This is a genomic window from Clostridium sp. CTA-17, from assembly GCF_054767895.1.
Genome location: NZ_BAAABF010000004.1, coordinates 125394 through 145450 on the forward strand (window position 1 = coordinate 125394; position 20057 = coordinate 145450).

The 20057-nt window shown below is 28.9% G+C and carries 13 protein-coding genes; 3 read left to right on the top strand and 10 right to left on the bottom strand.

The annotated features are described in order from the left end of the window. Positions 1-119: 119 nt before the first annotated feature. The 5 genes from ACYUCG_RS08745 to ACYUCG_RS08765 all read right to left on the bottom strand — a co-directional run bounded on the left by ACYUCG_RS08745 (position 120) and on the right by ACYUCG_RS08765 (position 8312). A complete protein-coding gene (locus ACYUCG_RS08745; RefSeq protein WP_139933925.1) occupies positions 120-695 on the bottom strand; it encodes a DJ-1 family glyoxalase III in 576 nt (191 codons plus the stop codon). Positions 696-706: 11 nt separating this feature from the next. Further along, positions 707-3646 (bottom strand): DNA topoisomerase IV subunit A, encoded by a 2940-nt coding sequence (locus ACYUCG_RS08750; protein ID WP_460268453.1) that lies wholly within the window; start codon positions 3644-3646, stop codon positions 707-709. Between the two features lie 13 nt (positions 3647-3659). Further along, the gene (locus ACYUCG_RS08755) at positions 3660-5606 is read right to left on the bottom strand and encodes a DNA gyrase/topoisomerase IV subunit B (protein WP_460268454.1); all 1947 of its coding nucleotides are present in this window, start codon (positions 5604-5606) and stop codon (positions 3660-3662) included. Next, positions 5596-6666, bottom strand: coding sequence for a tRNA 2-selenouridine(34) synthase MnmH (gene mnmH / locus ACYUCG_RS08760; protein ID WP_240298689.1), 1071 nt, complete (start codon positions 6664-6666; stop codon positions 5596-5598). The genes ACYUCG_RS08755 and mnmH overlap by 11 nt, the downstream gene beginning before the upstream one ends. A 245-nt stretch (positions 6667-6911) precedes the next feature. Continuing rightward, positions 6912-8312, bottom strand: coding sequence for a glycosyltransferase family 2 protein (locus tag ACYUCG_RS08765; protein WP_060795878.1), 1401 nt, complete (start codon positions 8310-8312; stop codon positions 6912-6914). A gap of 823 nt (positions 8313-9135) precedes the next feature. On the opposite strand from ACYUCG_RS08765, the gene uvsE reads away from it, so the two are divergent. Beyond that, positions 9136-10374: a UV DNA damage repair endonuclease UvsE gene (gene uvsE, locus ACYUCG_RS08770; RefSeq protein ID WP_460268455.1), complete on the top strand. Its 1239-nt coding sequence runs from the start codon at positions 9136-9138 to the stop codon at positions 10372-10374. Between the two features lie 84 nt (positions 10375-10458). Further along, entirely contained in the window at positions 10459-11067 is a 609-nt protein-coding gene (gene ytaF / locus ACYUCG_RS08775) for a sporulation membrane protein YtaF (RefSeq protein WP_004457690.1), read from the top strand. Positions 11068-11235: 168 nt separating this feature from the next. Here the strand turns inward: ytaF and fabV are convergent, their stop codons facing one another. The 5 genes from fabV to ACYUCG_RS08800 all read right to left on the bottom strand — a co-directional run bounded on the left by fabV (position 11236) and on the right by ACYUCG_RS08800 (position 19177). Next, a complete protein-coding gene (fabV, locus tag ACYUCG_RS08780; protein ID WP_131336615.1) occupies positions 11236-12405 on the bottom strand; it encodes an enoyl-ACP reductase FabV in 1170 nt (389 codons plus the stop codon). A 236-nt stretch (positions 12406-12641) separates the two neighbouring features. After that, entirely contained in the window at positions 12642-14132 is a 1491-nt protein-coding gene (locus ACYUCG_RS08785) for an amino acid permease (RefSeq protein ID WP_060795876.1), read from the bottom strand. Positions 14133-14405: 273 nt separating this feature from the next. After that, complete coding sequence (locus tag ACYUCG_RS08790) at positions 14406-16646, bottom strand: glycoside hydrolase family 31 protein (protein ID WP_460268456.1); 2241 nt, start codon at positions 16644-16646, stop codon at positions 14406-14408. Between the two features lie 48 nt (positions 16647-16694). After that, positions 16695-17588 (bottom strand): ROK family protein, encoded by an 894-nt coding sequence (locus ACYUCG_RS08795; RefSeq protein WP_060794714.1) that lies wholly within the window; start codon positions 17586-17588, stop codon positions 16695-16697. A gap of 140 nt (positions 17589-17728) precedes the next feature. Further along, entirely contained in the window at positions 17729-19177 is a 1449-nt protein-coding gene (locus ACYUCG_RS08800) for an ABC transporter substrate-binding protein (RefSeq protein WP_003482051.1), read from the bottom strand. A gap of 384 nt (positions 19178-19561) precedes the next feature. Between ACYUCG_RS08800 and ACYUCG_RS08805 the strand changes: the two genes are divergently transcribed. Then, positions 19562-20056, top strand: a complete 495-nt coding sequence (locus tag ACYUCG_RS08805) for an HdeD family acid-resistance protein (RefSeq protein WP_460268457.1) — start codon at positions 19562-19564, stop codon at positions 20054-20056. Position 20057 lies beyond the last annotated feature (1 nt).

A 20057-nucleotide genomic window follows, 5' to 3' on the forward strand; every position in this document is an offset into this window, starting at 1 on the left:
AATTTATAAATGGAATATTTACTATAAACTTCTTAGATTAACTAAGTAATTTTCCAAATATGTTTATAAATTTTATTTTTAAGTTATTTTGATACAACTCTCTTTAAGTTATAAAATTTCTACTTACCTTCTTTTTCTAAGAAAAAGTTAATAAGCATTCCTTCTCTTATTTCCTCTGCTTCTTTTTCATATCCTAGCTTTTTTAATATTTCTAATCCAAATACTAAGGCAGTTGCAGGCCCTCTACTAGTTATTATGTTTCCATCCACAACTACTGTGTCCTCTTCTACATAATTAACATTTCCAAGTTCCTCTTTAAACCCTGGATAACTTGTAACCTTCTTTCCTTCAATAACTCCAGCCTTAGCTAAAGCTATTGGAGCAGCACATATTGCAGCTACAATTTTATTTTCTTCATTATATTTCTTTATTAATGATTGTACTCTTTCATTATCTCTAAGATTTGTTGATCCTGGCATTCCACCTGGAAGTACAATTGCATCATAAGTTTCTAAATCATCATCTGATATTAATTTATCACAAAGCACAATTGTTCCATGAGCACTATTAACAGTTCTATTTTCTGTAAGGCTACATGCATGACATGTTACCTTAGCCCTATTACAAACATCTACAACAGATAATGCTTCTATAGTCTCAAAACCTTCTGCTAAAAATACTAATACTTTTTTCATGACCATACCTCCTACTTAATAATTACGTCCTTGATGTAGTCTTCCAATACTAAAATCATTAAACTACTTCCTCTTCCCGCTCTATTTTGTAGTTTAATATCTTCAATATTGACTTCAGCCTTTTCCTTCTGCTTAGACTCTAAAACAAGTTTTTCATAATTACTAGTTAATTCTTTTTTATAGTCATTATACGCCTCTAAAGTTTTATCATCAATACCTTCAGTTGGTGGTATAACCTTACCAAATATGACTTTATTATCATCTTTTAAGCTTATTCCTGTTACCCCTGAAGCCACTCTTCCCATTGGATTAATAGCTGTAGCTGAGAACTTAATTCCCATACCATTCTTAGTTACTAAGATTATTGTAGCATTTTCAAAATTTATATCTACATTTACTAACTCATCCTTTGGAGTTTTAAACTTATAAGCTATTTGATTATTAAATTCTCCTAAGAACTCTCTTAAAGATGTCTTTTTAACTAATCCTTCTCTTGAGAAGAAGTAAACAAATAAATCTTCACCTATTTTTCCAAATTCATTCATAGGAGCTACTTTTATTATAAGTTCATCTTTTTCAAATCCATCTACTAGGTCTGAAATATTACTTTCTTCTGTATTTTGAAGTAAGTATGCTGGGAATTTAAATACCTTTCCTTTATTTGAGAAAGCAATTATGTTTCTAAAGGAATTAACTTTTACCTTTTCATAAGAATTGCTATTCATATTACTGAAAGTTTTTATATTTCCCTTTTTATTTATTCCTATGATGAATTCTTTATATTCATAGTTATCTACAAATCTTATACTCTTAATTTGGTTACCACTTTTTAATGGTACTAATTGAACTCCTAGTATATTTCTATCTGTAAACTCTAATTCTGGTTCTGAAACAACAAAGTTTAATCCATTAGTTGTTTCAATTTCAACAAATCTTTCTTCATCCTGTGAATCTATTAAAGATACACTTGCTAATAAATCGTCATTCTTAAGCTTTATAGCCATAAGCTTTGAGTAAGCAGTAACAAATTTATCTAAAGTGGTCTTCTTTATTAATCCATTAGCAGTTATAAACTTAAAGCATTTGTTTGGAAGGAAATTTTCAATTGATTCAAGAGCAATAATTTTCTCATCTTCTAAACTTAATCCTCTTATTAAATCCTCAAGTCTTTCTCCTTTGTCTTTCCATTTCTTATCTGCTACAGAATTACATTTTATTTGATAAACAGTTCCTTTATCAGTGAATATAGCTAAAGTATCCTTAGTATTTGATTTAATAAGGAATTTTAAATAGTCTCCTTCTCTATATTCGATTTCATTTTCATCAACATTTGAACGATTATAAGTCTTAAGAGGAATCTTCTTTATAAATCCTTCATTTGATAGAGTAACCATAACATCTTCTGCCACTATTAACTCTTCTAGATCTATCTTAGCTTCGCTTTCATCTTCTATTAAAGCAGTTCTTCTTTCATCACCATAGACTTCAGCCACTTCTTTTAACTCATCTTTTATAACACCTAAAAGAACTGACTCATTTTCTAAAATTTTTCTAAGTGCTTTTATTTTCTTTGATAATTCTTTATGCTCTTTTTGGAATACTTTTATCTCTAATCCAGTTAATCTATAAAGCATTAATTCTAGAATTGCCTCTGCCTGTAAGTCAGTAAATCCAAATTTTAAAACTAAATTCTCATGAGCATCTTTCTTTGATTTTGAAGCTCTAATTGTAGCTATAACTTCATCCATTATTCCTATAGCCTTTATGAAACCTTCAACTATGTGGAATCTCTTTTCTGCTACTTCTAACTCTCTTTTTGTTCTTCTTGTAACAACATCCTTTTGATGGTTTACATAATGAGATATTATTGTTTTTAATCCCATAGTCTCTGGTTTTCCATCCGCTAAGGCAACCATATTAAAGCTTATATTACCTTGAAGATCAGTTTTCTTATAAAGATACTTAAGAACCTTATCAGCCATATCGTGATCTACAGCCTTCTTAAATTCTATTACAGCTCTTATACCAGTTCTATCTGATTCATCTCTAATATCCACTATTCCATCTAAAGCTTTAGCATGTCTCTTGTCACCAGTCATATCTGATATTGTTTGAAGTATTCTAGCCTTATTTCTTCTATAAGGGAATTCAGTTATTACTATTCCAAGTCTTCCATTTTCTAAAGTTTCAATTTTAGCCTTAGCTCTTAAAGTTACTTTTCCTTCTCCAGTTTCATAAGCAGATAATAGAGTTTTCTCACCAATTAAAACTCCTCCTGTTGGAAGGTCTGGCCCTTTTATATAGTTCATTAATTCTCTAGTAGTAATTTCATTATTATCTATATAAGCTAAGGTACCATCTATAACTTCTCTTAAATTATGTGGTGGTATATTAGTTGAAAGTCCAACTGCTATACCAAAAGTACCATTTACTAAAAGGTTTGGATATCTAGCTGGTAATACCTTAGGTTCCATTTCAGAATCTGAGTAGTTTGGAACCATATCTACTACATTTTTTTCTATATCTCTAAGCATCTCCATAGATATACTAGAAAGTCTAGCCTCTGTATATCTCATAGCCGCTGCTCCATCTCCATCTATACTTCCCCAGTTTCCGTGTCCATCAATAAGGGGAGCTCTTGTACTAAAATTTTGAGCTAGAATTACCATAGCATCATAAACTGAACTATCTCCATGTGGGTGATATTTACCTAGTATATCCCCTACTATTCTAGCTGATTTGTAATAAGGTTTATCTGGAAAAGCCTTTAACATATATGCACCATATAAAATTCTTCTGTGTACAGGCTTTAATCCATCTCTTACATCTGGAAGTGCTCTATCTTTAGCAACTTCTACTGCATAAGGTAAATAGTTATCAGGCATAACCTCTTCAAGAGGCATTCTGATAATATTATTATCCTTAGGTATTTCAATATTCTTCTTAGCCATTTAATCTCCTCCTTTAGAACTCAGCATACTTATACATATAGTTCTTTCTAGGCTGAACAACATCACCCATTAATAAAGAAACCATTTTTTCAGCCTTAGCGGCATCTTCTATAGTAACTTGTACTAAAGTTCTTGTTTCTGGATTTAAAGTTGTCTCCCATAATTGGTCTGGATTCATTTCTCCAAGTCCTTTAAATCTTTGAATAGTTGCTCCCTTTCCTACCTTCTTTTTAACTTCTTCTAATTCATCATCACTATAAGCATAAAGAATCTTATCTTTACCTTTACCTGATTTAGCAACTTTATAAAGAGGTGGTTGTGCTAAATAAAGATGACCATTAGCTATAAGAGGTCTCATGTATCTATAGATATATGTCATCCAAAGAGTTCTTATATGATATCCATCTACGTCAGCATCACTCATTATTATTATTTTGTCATATTTTAAATCTTCTTCATTATAATTATCTAAAATTCCTGTACCTATGGCAGTGTTAAAGATTTTTAATTCCTCAGAAGCTATAACATTTTCTAACTTTTGTTTTTCTGTATTCATTATTTTACCTTTTGAAGGCATTATTGTTTGGAATCTTCTATCTCTAGCTTGCTTAGCTGATCCACCTGCAGAATCTCCCTCAACTACTATGAATTCATTAGCTTCTTTATTTTTTAATGTGCATACTGCAACCTTTCCTGCTAAAGGTGCTGTTCCTTTTCCTATTTTCTTTCTCTCTGCATCATTAATCTTTTTAATTTTTTCTCTTCTAGCAGCTGCATCTAAGGCATTATTTATAATCATAGTTGCAACTTCTTTATTATCCTCTATCCAATGACCAAACTTAGTGTAAGCTAAATCATTCATCATTGTGTAAGCTTCATTATTTCCAAGCTTAGTTTTTGTTTGACCTTCAAAGACTGGATTTGTGATTTTTATTCTGACAATAGCTGTCATACCTTCTCTTAAATCATCACCTTCAAATTCCTTATCTTTTTCTTTTATAAGGTTAAGCTTTTTAGCCCATTCCTTAAAAGCACGAGTCATTCCTGTTTTAAAACCAGTCTCATGAGTACCAGCCTCTGTAGTAGGAATATTATTTACGTAACTAACTATATTCTCTGTTGTTGAATCAGTAAATTGAAGACATATCTCTCCATACATTTGTATGTTATTTACTTCTTTTTCTCCTTCAAATAAAACAGGAGTTGGATGAAGAGGGGTTTTACTTTCATTTAAATAATCTATAAAGTCTAAAAGTCCTCTTTCAGAGTAATATTCTTTACTTACGCTTTCTTCTTTTCTATTATCAATAAGTTCTAATCTTATTCCTTTATTTTGGAAAGCTAATTCTTGTAATCTTTCATCTATTATGTCAAATTTAAAATCTGATGTTGAAAATACTTCTCTATCTGGTAAAAAAGTAACCTTTGTTCCAGTTTCCTTAGATTCTCCTACTACTTCTAATGGAGTTACTGGTGTTCCTGGCATATCTTTTTTAAGCTCTTTGTCATAAGCATATTCAAATCTTTGTCTATATATTTTTCCATTTTGTTTTACTTCAACTTCTAGCCATCTTGATAAGGCATTAACAACGGCTGCCCCAACTCCATGAAGACCTCCAGAAGTCTTATAGTTTTGGTTATTAAACTTACCACCAGTGTGAAGCTCTGTAAATACCATCTCAACACCAGTTTTTTTCTTTATTGGATGCATTCCCGTAGGAATTCCTCTTCCATTATCTATTACAGTTACACTTTTATCTTTATTTAAAATAACCTTAGCCTTATTTCCATATCCATTTGATATTTCGTCTATAGAGTTATCTAATATTTCCCATATACAATGATGAAGTCCCTTGCTTCCTGTAGAGCCTATGTACATTCCTGGTCTTACTCTTACTGGTTCTAACTTTTCTAAAGAAGTTAAAGAGGTAACATCATAATTGTTATTTCTATTGCTCATATAAATCCTCCCTTAATTCCTCTGAAATCTCTTTATATATTTCTTCTAATTTAAATAATTCATTTTCTATGTCATTTATCTCTAATTCATTTCTAAATGTTTTTTTCTTTGCACTTGTTCCATATCTAGGATCATAATATTTTTCCATAAGTTCTAAGGCTACTTTCTTATAGTCACCTTTGGCTACTAAGTCTTTATATTGTTCCACTCTTTCTGGACTTATATGCTTCTTAAGAACTCCTAAAGCTTCATCTAATTGTTCATTTACATTTTCAAAGGCAGTATATTCTCTAACTAATCTCTCTGCTCTCACTTCTGGATCAGCACTTATTTTAAGTTTTGCACCTTCATACATCTTTTCAAATAAAGGATCTGGTATTAAAATTCTTCCTATTCTTTTACTCTCTCCTTCAATGAATACAATATTAGAATTTCTATGTCTAAGTTTATCATAAACTAATGCATCAAATCTCTTCTGAGTGTTGCAATCTCCTAATCCAACTCCTCCTAGAATTGAACCCCTATGATTTGCACATCCTTCTAAATCTAAAACATCATATCCCTTTTCTTCTAATTTATATAACATTTCTGTTTTTCCTACACCAGTATTTCCGTATAATACTATAAAATCAATTTCCTTTGAGAATTCTTCTATTTTATTTATTATAAAACTTCTGTATGATTTATATCCGCCTTCTAATTTATAACAATTTATTCCTAAACTATTTAGTAATGAATGTAAACTTCCACTTCTCATCCCACCTCTTGCACAAAAAATAACAAGTTTTTTACCATGCTTATTTCTATAAAGCTCTTGAACTTGTTTAAATATTTCAGGCAATCTTCTAGAGATGAATTCTATTCCTTGCTCTTTTGCAGCCTCTGCACTCTCTCTAACATATAAAGTTCCGACTACATCTCTCTCTTCATTTAAAAGCACAGGAATATTTACAGATCCTATCATAGGCTCTTCAAAAGCTTCCTTTTGACTTCTAACATCTATAAAGATATACTCGTCCTCATGTCCATATATCTCCTCATAACTTATTAATCCAAACATTTATATATCATCCTTTCAATTTACTAAAATAGTATAATTCTTAAAAAATACATTGTCAAACATTTGTTCCCATCGAACATATCTTTATAGTACTTCACGATTATTAATTATATCAAAAGATTTTAAAATACAAAAATTTACGTTATTTAAATAAATATCTTCTAATAATATTGTCAACTTTATATTCTCATAATCACTTTTACAGCAAAAATATAAGACATCCATTAATGGATGTCTTATCATAATTAAACTTCATATATTCCAATTTGTCTAACGTGTTTAGTATGTGACCATTCTTTTTTATCTTTATCGATTATACCTTGGATTGTTATTGGTATCCAAGTTAATATATATAATGGATAAATTAAATATCTATAGAATATTTGGAAATTTCTCTTTCCTAGGAATAATAATGTTCCTATTAAGAATATTCCTATATAAGCCACATTAAATAATGTTAATAACATTATATTGTCTAATATACCTAATTGATTTATTAAGTATGGTTGTATAAATACGTTACATGCATATAGTCCTAATACTACGAATAACTTTCCGCTCATCTTCTTGTCAAATAGTAAGGCAAATGGTGTTAATAAGAACTGGAATACACAGAATAATTGCCATGCTGTGGCATTGAATAAATAACTTATAACAAATATTCCAAGACCATCTACTGCTCTTATTTGTACAAAAGTTAATAGACCAGCTAATCCAGTTGCTAAAGTAACAAATGGTTGCATTACATATAATGTACAGTCAAAAGCAACTAAGCTTCTATCTTTTATAGATTTCTTTAAAAGTTTCATTCCATATCTAGTAGCAACATCAGCAAATCCTTGCATCCATCTCTTTCTTTGATTCCATGAAGCTTTTAAAGTTAATGGTTTTTCATCATATATTATGGCATCATGTGCCCAACCTACTTTTTCTCCATTTAATATAAGCTTACAACTAAATTCTAAGTCTTCTGTTAAGCAAGTAGCTCCCCAGCCTAATTTTTTAAGAGTTGCAGTATCTATAACGAATCCTGTTCCACCTATTTGAGCTGATAAACCTATATTACTTTTAGCTAATTGAAGCATTCTATTAGCTGATGTAAATGCTATAGCATAAGATTCTGTTATCCATGAATCCTGTGGATTCTTAGAATCTATATATCCTTGAACAACCTTAAATCCTTCACACATTTTATTATTCATTTCTTTTAAGAAATTTTTATCAACTAAGTTATCAGCATCAAAAACTGCTATTCCATCGTAATGAGTATCCATTTTGAATATTTTATCAAACATCCATTCTAATGCGAACCCCTTACCTCTCTTCTCTTTATTAAATCTTTCAAATACATTTGCCCCTGCTGCTCTAGCAATCTTAGCAGTATTATCAGTACAGTTATCTGCAATAACAAATATATCATATAATTCTTTTGGATAATCTAAATGTTTTAAACTTTCAACTAGATTTTCTATAACTACTTCTTCATTATGGGCTGCTACAAGCATTGCAAATTTCTTTTGAGGCTCAAAAGTCTTTGTATCTTTTTTCTTATAGAATCCAAATAACGCTATGAATAAATAGTATAGCATTAGAGCAAATACGCCTATTTGAAAAATAGCTGTTACCCAAAATATATACTTTTCCATAAATTCCACTCCTATAATTTAAATTAACCTCTGACATTATAACAGTTGTTCATATATTTTGTAAAATATATTTTTTGTTATTTTTTAATAAATTATCAAAAAAACATGATAAATGGAATAAAATCATCAATTTAGAATAAATATCATCGTAAAATTTTCATAGCAATTGATTCATAAAACAAAATATATTTTATGAATCAATTGCACCAAAATTTAAAATGTTACTATTTATCTATTTAATATGTTTTAAATTCCTAAAAATTTAGTCTCATATTTTCTTGAAATAATTGCTTTATCTCTTTATTTTAAACAACCATTCTTTTTCAAAGGTTCCTCTTGAATTTTCCTAAGAAATTTTTAAATTTCTTTCTCATAAGCATTTATTATTTTTCTTTTACTAACCATATAATCATCATGTTTTCAGTGTATTAATCTAAGTCTAGAACTTAGCCCCATCTTTTAAACCTTTTACAAAGATTTTTTATATACCCCTATAGTTACATTAACATCACTGTCCTTTAGATTTAATTTTAATTTATATATTTAATCATAATAAACTAAATCTACAAACTTCTTATACTTTCTTAAATCTAAATATATATCTTTTTCATAATATAATTTTGCCATATAACCACCTTATGAATTATTACAAAATTATTAATTTATAAATAAAAACAATGATTACTATAATTTTAGATTTATTAATTTAAAATAATTTTACTATTTATATTTTAAAAAGATAATATATTTCTAAAGCTTTTTGTTTTATTTTTTATTTAAATGCAAAATATATAATTAATATTTTGAAAAGGATTGATTATATATGAAAATAGGTTATGCTTGCACTCCAATAACAACAAATGCTAGAACAAATCGTAGAATATTACTAAAGGACTTTTCTAAGGATAAATTCCTTTCTATTACAAAACAAAATTTAAATGATTTACAAAAAATATTAGAATGGAATATTAAAAATAATATTTACTTATTTAGAATAGGCTCAGATATTATCCCCTTAGGTTCCCATGAAATAAATAATATAAGCTGGCAAAAAGAATTTAAAGATAAGTTAGAAGATATAGGAACTTTTATTAAGAATAATAACATTAGAGTTTCTATGCATCCTGGTCAATATACAGTAATAAATGCCCCTAAAGATGAGGTTTTATATAAATCTATAAAGGATATTGAGTATCACTGTGAGTTTTTAGACTCATTAAATGTAGATTATAAAAATAAAATAATACTTCATATAGGAGGGGTATATGGCGATAAAAAATTAGCAAAGGAAAATTTTTTAAAGGGATTTAATAAACTTTCAGACTCTTCTAAAAAGCGATTAGTCATAGAAAATGATGAAAGAAATTTTTCCCTAGATGATGTATTAGATATTTCTAGTAAAATAAAGATTCCTGTTATATTTGATAATTTACATAATATATGCTATGGGGATAATTCCTATAGTTTAAAAGAAATTTACTCATTTGTTATCAAAACATGGAATAAAGAGTTAGATGGAAATATGAAAGTACATTATAGTGAGCAGGATATTTTTAAAAAGAAAGGTTCCCACTCTCATTCAATTTCTATAAATAGTTTTTTAGAATATTATGAGGAAGTTAAAGAGTTTTCCCCAGATATAATGTTAGAAGTTAAAGATAAGGATATTTCTTCAATTAAGTGCATAAACGCCTTAAAAGAAATAAATAAAACTTTAGATCATAAAGCTTATATGGAAGAGCTAGAAAATTATAAATTACTTTTGCTTCAATATGATAAAGACTTTCAAAAAAAACTTAACTCCTTTTCTAATGGATTAATAGAATTCTATACTTATTTGGATAAATTATTATTATCTCCTAAGGAGATAATAGGATTTAAATACTCTTTAGAACTAGCTTTTAATATTTTAAAAGATCATATAAGTAATAGAGAAGCACTATATTTTAAAAAGCTAATTAATGAAAAAGAATATGAAAAAGCTAAAGTTTATTTAACAAAGCTAGTAAAAAAATTAGAGTTTCCACCTAAGGAATTATCTTATTATATTTCTCAGTCTTAAACTTACTCACACTCCAAAATTGTCACAATTTATATATTAATAAAATATATTGGAATTAACAGTAAAATTTTGGAGGCAGAAAAAGTGAGCTTTTTAAGTATACTTCTTTTTGTAATTGCTGCAAGTTTAGATATACTTGTTGTTTCTTTAGCATATGGTTTAAAAGACATAAAAATAAATTTTTCAAGTACTCTTGTCATAGCATCCATATCTGCTTTAGGAACTTTTATTTCAATGATATTAGGACAATTTTTGGTGGATTTAATTCCTGTTAAATTAGGAGATATTATAGGTGGTTTAGTTCTTCTTGCATTAGGTTTTTATTCTATATATTCTTATTTTAAAGAGAAAAAAATCCTAACCTCACATAATAGTGAGAACAATTCCTCTCCTACCTTTATATTAGAAAACCCAGAAGTTGCAGATAAAGATAAGTCTGGTAATATTGATTTTAAGGAATCTCTAGCCTTATCCTTGGCCCTAGCTTTAAACAACTTTGGTTTAGGAATAGGAGCCAGCATTTCTGGACTTAATATTGCCTTTACAACAATATCAACCTTTATTATTTCATTGATATTTATATCTTTAGGCTTCTATTTATCAAAAACAATAAAAAGTAAAAATATTTCAAAAAATAGTAACTTAATTGCAGGAATAATAATCATCATATTATCACTATTTATTATTTTTTAGATACAATTAAGTTTTATTCAAAATATAAAAATACATTGCCATACAAAAAACAACTATAAATTCTTAAATAAAGTAACTTTAAATAAAATATAAAAGGCCTTACTCTAGTAGCTTAACTAAAGTATGACCTTTTCATATTTTTTAGATTAATCAAATAATATTTTTACACTAAACTGTTGTTATATCAACATCCTCTGAATAATCTACTCCCTCTAATCCAAATCCGAATAACTTGAAAAATTCCTTTTTAAAATCTTCTGCATCACTTAATTCAAAAACATTCTCACTAGTTATTTGTGGCCATATTTCCTCAATAGCCTTTTGTACATCCTCAGCCATTTCTAAATCGTCTATTCTAATTCTATTTTCTGAATCTAAATTTAATTTTCCTTCGTAAAGCTCTTTAAACATTCTGTATATTTGCTCAATGCAACCCTCATGAGTACCTTTTTCTTTCATAACTTTATAAAGAATTGAAATATATAAAGATACTATTGGAATAGCTGAACTAGCTTGTGTTACTAAAGCTTTATTTACTGATACATATCCTTCACCACTTAATGATTTTAATACTTCAGTTATCTCTCCTGCAGTTTTTTCTAAATCATTTTTAGCTCTTCCTATAGTCCCTTCTCTATATATTGGATATGTAACTTCTGGCCCAATATATGAATAGGCTATTGTTTTAACGCCATTTTCTAAGACATTAGCTTCCTTTAAGGCTTCAATCCATAGCATCCAATCTTCTCCACCCATTACTTTTCTAGTACCTTCTATTTCCTCCTCTGTAGCTGGATTAATAGTGATATCATGTATTTCTCCTGTGTGGAAATCCAAAGTTTTACTAGTAAATGGAGCTCCTACAGTTTTTAAACAAGAACTATAAACTTCTCCTGAAACTGGATCCTTTCTCTTTGGAGCTGCTAAGGAGTATATAACCAAATCTACTTTCCCCATATTTTCTTTTATTAAGTCTATAACTTCATTTTTAACTTCATTAGAAAAGGCATCTCCATTTACTGATATAAACTTTTTACCTTCACTTTCTGCAAATTTCTTTAGTGACTCTATGTTATACCATCCTGCTGAAGCTGTTCTTTTACCTTTTGCCTCTCTCTCAAATGAAACTCCTAAAACTTCCGCATCACATGCTTCTGAAGCCACAATAGCACTTGCTAATCCATATCCAGTGGAAGCCCCTAGTACAAGTACTCTTTTAGCGCCCTCTATCTTTCCCTTTTCTTTTACATAATCTATTTGATTTTCAACATTTTTTTTGCAACCTGTAGGATGTGATGTAGTACATATAAATCCTCTAAACTTTGGTTCTACTATCATTAAGATTTCTCTCCCTTCTTCTTTTCCATTTATTATTTTTAAACTCTCATATTTCTTTAGAGCTTTTTCTATTCTCTTTTTAATTTCTAAGAAACATTTTGTTTGATTATCAAAATATATTGTAATTATCATATTATCATATTTCATATATTTTGTCATTATAATTAATCTAATAAACTTTACTAAATATAAGGGCATAAATATATAAAAAAAGACACTCTAAGAGTGCCTTTTTACTATTTATTTTCTAATTTTGTTGTCGCAGCTTCTCTTACTGCATCATCATATGCTTTTCCATTAGTTCTCTTAGCTATCTTAGGTAAGATTAAACCTAAGCCTATTAATACTAAAGGTGTACCAATATTCATTCCTACTCTGAAAATCCATTCTCCAGAGAATGCTTCAACATCTGTTGGGAACATACCTAATATACAAGCAAATGCTGTAAATACAAAACACCAAGTACCTATTAACATTGCAAATTTATCATTTTTAACAAATTTGTAATCTGACTTGAATTGGCCTTTTATAGCTTTTCTTAGCATTATGTAAGCTAGGAATACCCATAAATATCTCATTGGCATAACAACAGCATTTAATTTTAATAACCAAGTAAATAATGCATTGAAGTTTCCAATTCCTAAAGCTGGTACTATTATTAATATACCAACTAAAATAGAAGTCATTATATATCCGTTTATTGGAGCTCCATTCTTATTAGTCTTAGTTAATGATATTGGAACGTATCTTGCATCAGTATCTGCTAATAAAACTTTTAATGGAGCATCTATTGAGAATACTAATGCTGAAACTTGAGCTGCAAAGTTTGCTAATGCATATAATATTAATAAAGAATTTCCTATTCCATAGTAATTGCCTAACTTTTGGAATGCATAGTAAGCACCATTTAACATTAAATCATCAGGAACATTATTTGCATCAAACATCATTCCCATTGCTACTGATCCAAGAAGTGCTGTAACTGCAACCATTATAGCTAAGGCTATCATACCTTTTGAGAAACCTTTTTTAGAATCTTTCATGTTATTAACATATGGAGATATCTTTTCAGCTCCTCCAACTGAGAATACTAACATAGCTATAGTGGTAAAATACGCAAAATCAAATTTTGGTATATAGGTTTTTATTGAAGTCATATTTGGACTTGCTATATGAGTTCCTGTAATAGCTGGAGCTGTTAACATAAGTACTATATAAAGAATAGACATAACGAACATTGCTGTTCCTGCTACAGTACCTATTTTACCTAATGAATTTACTCCTCTTGAAGCAATCCACACAAAGAATAAGAATATTATTAAACATACTACTTGAGTAATTTTAGGATCTATAGTTTTTATAGTACTTCCATCTTGGAATACTGCCCATCCTAATGAAACAAGTACAGCTTGTGGTTTTTGTGCTAAATAAGGTACATGTACTACCCAATAAGTCCAACCTGCTAAGTAAGCTAATGTAGGTCCCATTGTTTTACCTATCCATGAACTTACGCCACCTTTACTATCTCTAAAAGTTGAGCCTAATTCTCCAACCATAAGCGCATATGGTACGAAGTATAAAGCTATTATTAATATCCATGAAGTTACTACGGTTAACCCTTGAGTTGCAAAGTTATTTACTACATTACCAAAGCCCCAAACTGACACGAATGCCATTAGACCAAGGTTATACCACATAAGCTTCTTTCCATCATTGCTATTGCCCATATCTTTTCCCTCCTAATAATTATTTTCACAATAATTCCCCTATAAATTTTCTTAAAAATACTTGTCCATATTTAAAAGAATTCATAGAAAATCTGTTATAAATTATTTTAACGTTAAATATTACCCATTAATTTTAACATCCTATTAAAATTAAAGCAATATAGAGTAATAAGTATGACCACTAATATTTTTAAGTATTAGTGGCCATATATCCTTTATTATGTTAAATTAATGCAATTATTTCTCTAATTATAAAAAATAACTCGAAATAAACTATTTTATTACCTGAACTTCTATATTTTCTCCTCTATAATCATTGTGAATATACTTAAATTCTTCTTTTCCATCTACAAACTCTATGTCCATATAAGTATATTTCCCCTCTAAATATTCCATAGTATGTCCATCATCATTATAGTGGAATCCCTTAGCATTCTCTCCAAAAACCTTAAGAAGTATATTGTTTGGTCTTTCTTTAACATTTCTAAATTTCTTATTATATGTTGGTATTATTGATCCTTCTTTAACAAAAACTAAAATTTCATCTAATTCACAAGGAAGCTTATACCACTTTCCTCCTTGTAACTTCTCCATTGTAAAATAATTAAACCAACTTCCCTTTGGTAAATATACAGTTTTGCTTCTTTCCCCTTCATATAATACTGGTGCAACAATCATATTTTCACCTAACATAAATTGTTCTCTCATATTTAAAAGATTCATATCTTTCTCATATTCCATTATCATAGGTCTAAATATAGGAAGTCCTTCTTTATGTGATATATAATATAAATCATAAATATATGGAAGTAACTCATATCTTAATTCAATAGATTTCTTTGCTATTTTTTCAGCTCTTGGTCCAAAAGCCCATGGTTCTTGTCTTCTAGTGTACATATTTGAGTGATTTCTGAATATAGGAATAAATGGCCCCATTTCCATCCATCTTATAAATAATTCTTCACTTGAATCTAATCCAAAACCTGAAACATCATTTCCAACAAAGGAAAATCCACTGATTCCTAAATTAGCATTCATTGATATTGACATTCTCATTTGGCTCCAAAGGCTCATATTATCTCCAGTCCAAACTGAGGAATATCTTTGTCCACCAGCATAGGTAGCTCTAGTCATTGAAAATCCTCTTTCATTAGGATGTAATTCTTCTTGTGCTTCCTTAGAACATCTGCTCATCTCAAAGCCATATCTATTATGAAACTCCTTATGTTCTATAACTCCATTATCACTATTATGAAGACAGCTTTCTAACATTGTTTTATGGTCATTATTAAAGACACAAGGTTCATTCATATCATTCCAAATTCCATCAATGCCATGTTCACTTATGAATTTTTTAAGTTCACTTTTCCACCATTCTCTACAATACTTATTTGAAAAGTCGGGGAAAGCACTATCACCTGGCCAAACTGCCCCAATAAACATTTCTCCATCTAGCTTTTTAGTAAAATGATTCCCTTCTTTACCTCTTTTAAATACAAGGTACTCTTCATCTACCTTAACACCAGGGTCAATAATAGTAATAGTTCTTATTCCTTTTTCTTTTAAATCACTAATAAGACCAGCTGCATCATCAAAATTAGGAGTTTTAAAAGTCATAACCCTAAATCCATCCATGTAATCTATATCTAAATAAACTACATCTAAGGGAATATCTTTTTCTTCAAAGGTTTTTACTAACTCTCTTACTTCCTCTTGGCTAAAATAACTAAATCTACATTGTTGATATCCTAAGCTCCAAAGAGGTGGCATCTCCATTCTTCCTGTCAAAGCAGTATAATTCTTAACTACCTCTTTAATATTTTCTCCTGGAATAAAGTAATATTGAATTTGTCCTCCTATTGCTCCAAAGAAAATCCTATCTCCCATTTCCTTTCCCATATCAAAATAACTTCTAAAGCTATTATCAAAGAATATTCCATAGGTAGCTTCTTCTTTTAAGGCAACATAAAAAGGAATTGTCTTGTAATAAGTTACGGAATCATCATCAGTCTCTGGATCATCAGTATTAAAATTTTCTGTATAACATCCCTTTTTATTTAAATCTCCACCCTTTTCTCCAAGTCCATAATATGCTAAACAATCATTTACCTTTGATATGTACACATTTCCTTTCTCATCTTTAAAACTTGGCTGAAAATCTTCATTTATTATATTTCCCTCTAAGTCTCTAAAACTTATCTCTGTAGTATTTTTATCTACAAAGGTTAAAACCTTTTTTCCCTTTATAACTAAAAAGTTTGAATCCTCTTCTACTATAAATTCACCTTTTCCTAAATCACCTACTACACCATTAGTTGAAATGCTTTCCTCGTATTTGTCTCCAATAAAAACTTTAACTATATCATTTTCAAATATAGTAAGAGTTATTTTAATATTTGAAAAATAAATATTTATATTATTATCATTAATCTCATAATTTTTAAAAACTCTTAATCCACCATTATAAGCTTTAAATTTCATATTTAAATTCTCTCTGTAATTTAATTGCGTCATAATATTCTCCCCTTTTTATCTATATGATTTTTCTTTAAATAATAAGATTTATTTTCTAACAAAAAGAAAGTTATATAATGCTCCTATTAAATTTGAATCATTTTGAAATTTGCATTTTTCAACACTTATATCTAAAGTTGCTATATCACTTTTTAGTAAAGCAAGTTTTTCATTTATTTTCTTATCAAATCCATCCCTAGCACTTATAGCTCCACCAATAACAATTTTTTCAGGGTCAACTATATATTGAATATTGTATATTCCTCTTGCAAGGTCCATATACCATGATTCTATTTCCTTATTAACTTCCTCGTCTCCATCTTTAGCCATTTCAAAAACTTTCTTGCCATCAAGTTCTGATTTTTCTATTCCTTTTAATTTAGATACCCTTGTAACTAAAGCATTTGTAGAGGAAACTTCACTCCAAATTCTATCTGTTAATCCTTCACTATCTCTAGTAAACATATAACCAAATTCTCCCCCATGAAGATGCTTTCCTCTTAAAATTCTTCCATTTATAACTATGCATCCACCTATTCCTGTGCCAATTACAATACATGCATAATTTTCTACTCCTTTAGCTGATCCAAGCCATCCTTCTGCTAATCCAGCGCAATTTGCATCATTTTCTATAGAAACTTTTAAACCACATCTTTTTTCTAAAAGCTCTTTTATATTTGGACCATGTATGCACGGAATTGCACTTCCTCCCCCTATAAATCCTGTTTTAACATCTACGGCACCTGGCGAACTACATGCTAATCCAAAAACCTCATTTTTTTCTTTATATGAATCAACAACTTTTCCTATGGATTCAATAAAAAGATTTATATTATCCCCTTCAGTTTTCATGCTTCCCTTTTCTAAAATATCTCCACTTTCAGTCATCAAAGCATGTTTTATACTTGTGCCTCCTATATCAATAACAACATATTTTTTCATATAAAATCATCCCCCGCTATGCATATACTTATAATCTACTCCTTAGATTATGTAAGAATACTTTCCTAATTTTTTATTTATATTTTTATAAAAGTAAACTCTATGCTTGGCATAGAGTTTACACTTATTTTTAAATTATATTATTTTCCATTCTCAGCTTTCCATGCATCTATTTGACTTTGCATTTCTGAAATTACTTCGTCTATTCCAACTTCTTTTAATTTCTTGTTCATTTTATCTAAATATTCAGCTTCATTAACTGATCCACTGTATATAGTTGATTTAAACTCTTCAAGAACGTTGTTTATAGCAGCTATTTGATTACTTACTTTTTCAGTGTTGAATTTGAATCCTAAAGCAGGTGACTCAACTGATGCATCATTGAATGCTTCGAATTCTTTCCATTTATCAACTGGTTCATTATCTAAAGTATAAGTTATGAATAAGTTACCTAAAGTATAGTATCCAACTGAGTAGTCTTTAGCTTTATCAGTTAATTTTATTTGAGTATCACCAGTTTTTTCATAGTGAATATCTTCTATACCATAGTTAAGTAAGTTTCTTAAATATACGTCAGTATTTAATAAGTTTAAGAATTCCATAGCTTTTTCTGGATGCTCTGAAGTCTTAGAAATAGCTATCATTGAACCTGTAGTTGAACCATTAGTAATATGAGTATCCATTATTGGTGATGCAACTACTTCATATCCTAGATCCTTTGACCATAATCCCTCAGCATATGGTTGTCCATCAGCTTTAGTTACAAATCTCTTAACTGCTTTATCATCCTTAGCTGTAGCTGAGTCAGCATTTATATATCCAGCATCATAGTACTTTTGTAAAGTTTCTAATTCGCTCTTCATTTTATCTGTTTCAAACATATTTTTAATTTTTAAGCTTTCATCACCATATTCAACTCCTACTGGATCAACTAATTGATCGAAGTAAGCTGGTGCTGAGAATCCTTTTGTTATATATAAAGGTGTAACATCTGGCTCATTTTCATGTATAACTTTTAACCATGGCTCTAAATCTTCTAAAGTATGGATATCTTGATATGGTATGTTGTATTTATCAACATATTCCTTAGTGAATACCCACATAGGTGCAACTCCTATTTCCTTTTGGTTTGGAACTGCATATGTTTTACCATCTATTTTAGCACCTTCCCAGAATCTTTCATCTATAACAGACTTCATTTCTTTTCCCTTACTTTCTAATAAATCGTCTATTTCTAAGAAAGCTCCTTTTCTAGCATTTTCTAAATATGGGTTAGCCCATGAACAAGTAAATGCTAAATCATATGGTTCTCCTGAATTTATTATAACTCCCATTTTTTGAGTGTAATCACCGTAATCAATAAATTTCATATCAATAGTAGCATTGATTTTATCTTTTAAATATTCATTAGCTTTTTCTTGAACCATATCTAAATCTTTTGGTGTTTGTCCAATTGTATACCAAGTAAGTTTTACTGTTTCTCCCTCTCCAGCATTTGCTGTTTTGTCTGCTCCACATCCAGTTAATGCTACTGAAGTAGTTAACATTGCACAAGCTGTTAAAGCTATTAGTTTCTTGAATTTTAACATTATGTTTTCCTCCCTATTAAACCTTTGTTTTTCAAATCCCTTAATATCGTTTACAGGTTTATTATATAGCCCATCTAAACATTTTCATAGTGGAGTTTTTTTATATTTATTTGACATTCTCTATTTATAAATTTAATGAAATTATATACTTTATTATCTCCCTTAAAACATTTCATATTTTTTCTAATAAATACCTTTTCATCAGAAATATTATTACTTTTTTTATTGCTTTAATTGAAAAGTATCAAATTTATATGCCAATTTAAAAATATATGTTAAATTTAAAATATGAACATTTTTTAAACAAATGTTATTATTTACTTATAGTAATATTTCTTAAATTTCTAGATAACAAACTTTTTAAAAAATTAAGGAGTGATTTAAATGGAAAAAAGTGCACAAATATTTTGTATATTAGAAGGAATTCTAATGGCAATTGTAGGTATCTTATTCTTTATTAAACCAATGGACTCATTACTATATTTCACAATAGTAGCAGGTATATTAATAATTGGTTCAGGTATATTTACAATAATTAAAGCTTTTAAATCTTCAAGAAAAGGCTTATATATTTTTACAGGTATAATATCAATATTATTTGGTTTAATGCTATGTTTTGTTCCACTAGAAAGTATTGACGTATTAGTTATATTCTATGGTTCTTGGGCATTAGTTAACGGTATATTCTTACTTGTTGGTGAGTTTACTTATAAAAGCTTTGGTTTCAATGCTACAACACTTTATTCTATATTATTAATAATATTAGGATTATTAATATTATTTGAGCCAATCTCATTCTTAATTGCTACACCATTTATAATAGGTATTTACTTTATTATAATCGCTGTATTTGAAATTTACTTAGGCTTCAAGCTATAAA

Bases quoted from the DNA above. Each gene is read 5' to 3' on its own strand.
- fabV (WP_131336615.1), bottom strand. From the start codon at position 12,405: ATGATAGTAGAACCAAAGTTTAGAGGATTTATATGTACTACATCACAT.
- uvsE (WP_460268455.1), top strand. From the start codon at position 9,136: ATGAAAATAGGTTATGCTTGCACTCCAATAACAACAAATGCTAGAACA.
- ACYUCG_RS08800 (WP_003482051.1), bottom strand. From the start codon at position 19,177: ATGTTAAAATTCAAGAAACTAATAGCTTTAACAGCTTGTGCAATGTTA.
- ACYUCG_RS08745 (WP_139933925.1), bottom strand. From the start codon at position 695: ATGAAAAAAGTATTAGTATTTTTAGCAGAAGGTTTTGAGACTATAGAA.
- ACYUCG_RS08805 (WP_460268457.1), top strand. From the start codon at position 19,562: ATGGAAAAAAGTGCACAAATATTTTGTATATTAGAAGGAATTCTAATG.
- mnmH (WP_240298689.1), bottom strand. From the start codon at position 6,666: ATGTTTGGATTAATAAGTTATGAGGAGATATATGGACATGAGGACGAG.
- ACYUCG_RS08765 (WP_060795878.1), bottom strand. From the start codon at position 8,312: ATGGAAAAGTATATATTTTGGGTAACAGCTATTTTTCAAATAGGCGTA.
- ACYUCG_RS08755 (WP_460268454.1), bottom strand. From the start codon at position 5,606: ATGAGCAATAGAAATAACAATTATGATGTTACCTCTTTAACTTCTTTA.
- ACYUCG_RS08785 (WP_060795876.1), bottom strand. From the start codon at position 14,132: ATGGGCAATAGCAATGATGGAAAGAAGCTTATGTGGTATAACCTTGGT.
- ACYUCG_RS08795 (WP_060794714.1), bottom strand. From the start codon at position 17,588: ATGAAAAAATATGTTGTTATTGATATAGGAGGCACAAGTATAAAACAT.
- ACYUCG_RS08790 (WP_460268456.1), bottom strand. From the start codon at position 16,646: ATGACGCAATTAAATTACAGAGAGAATTTAAATATGAAATTTAAAGCT.
- ACYUCG_RS08750 (WP_460268453.1), bottom strand. From the start codon at position 3,646: ATGGCTAAGAAGAATATTGAAATACCTAAGGATAATAATATTATCAGA.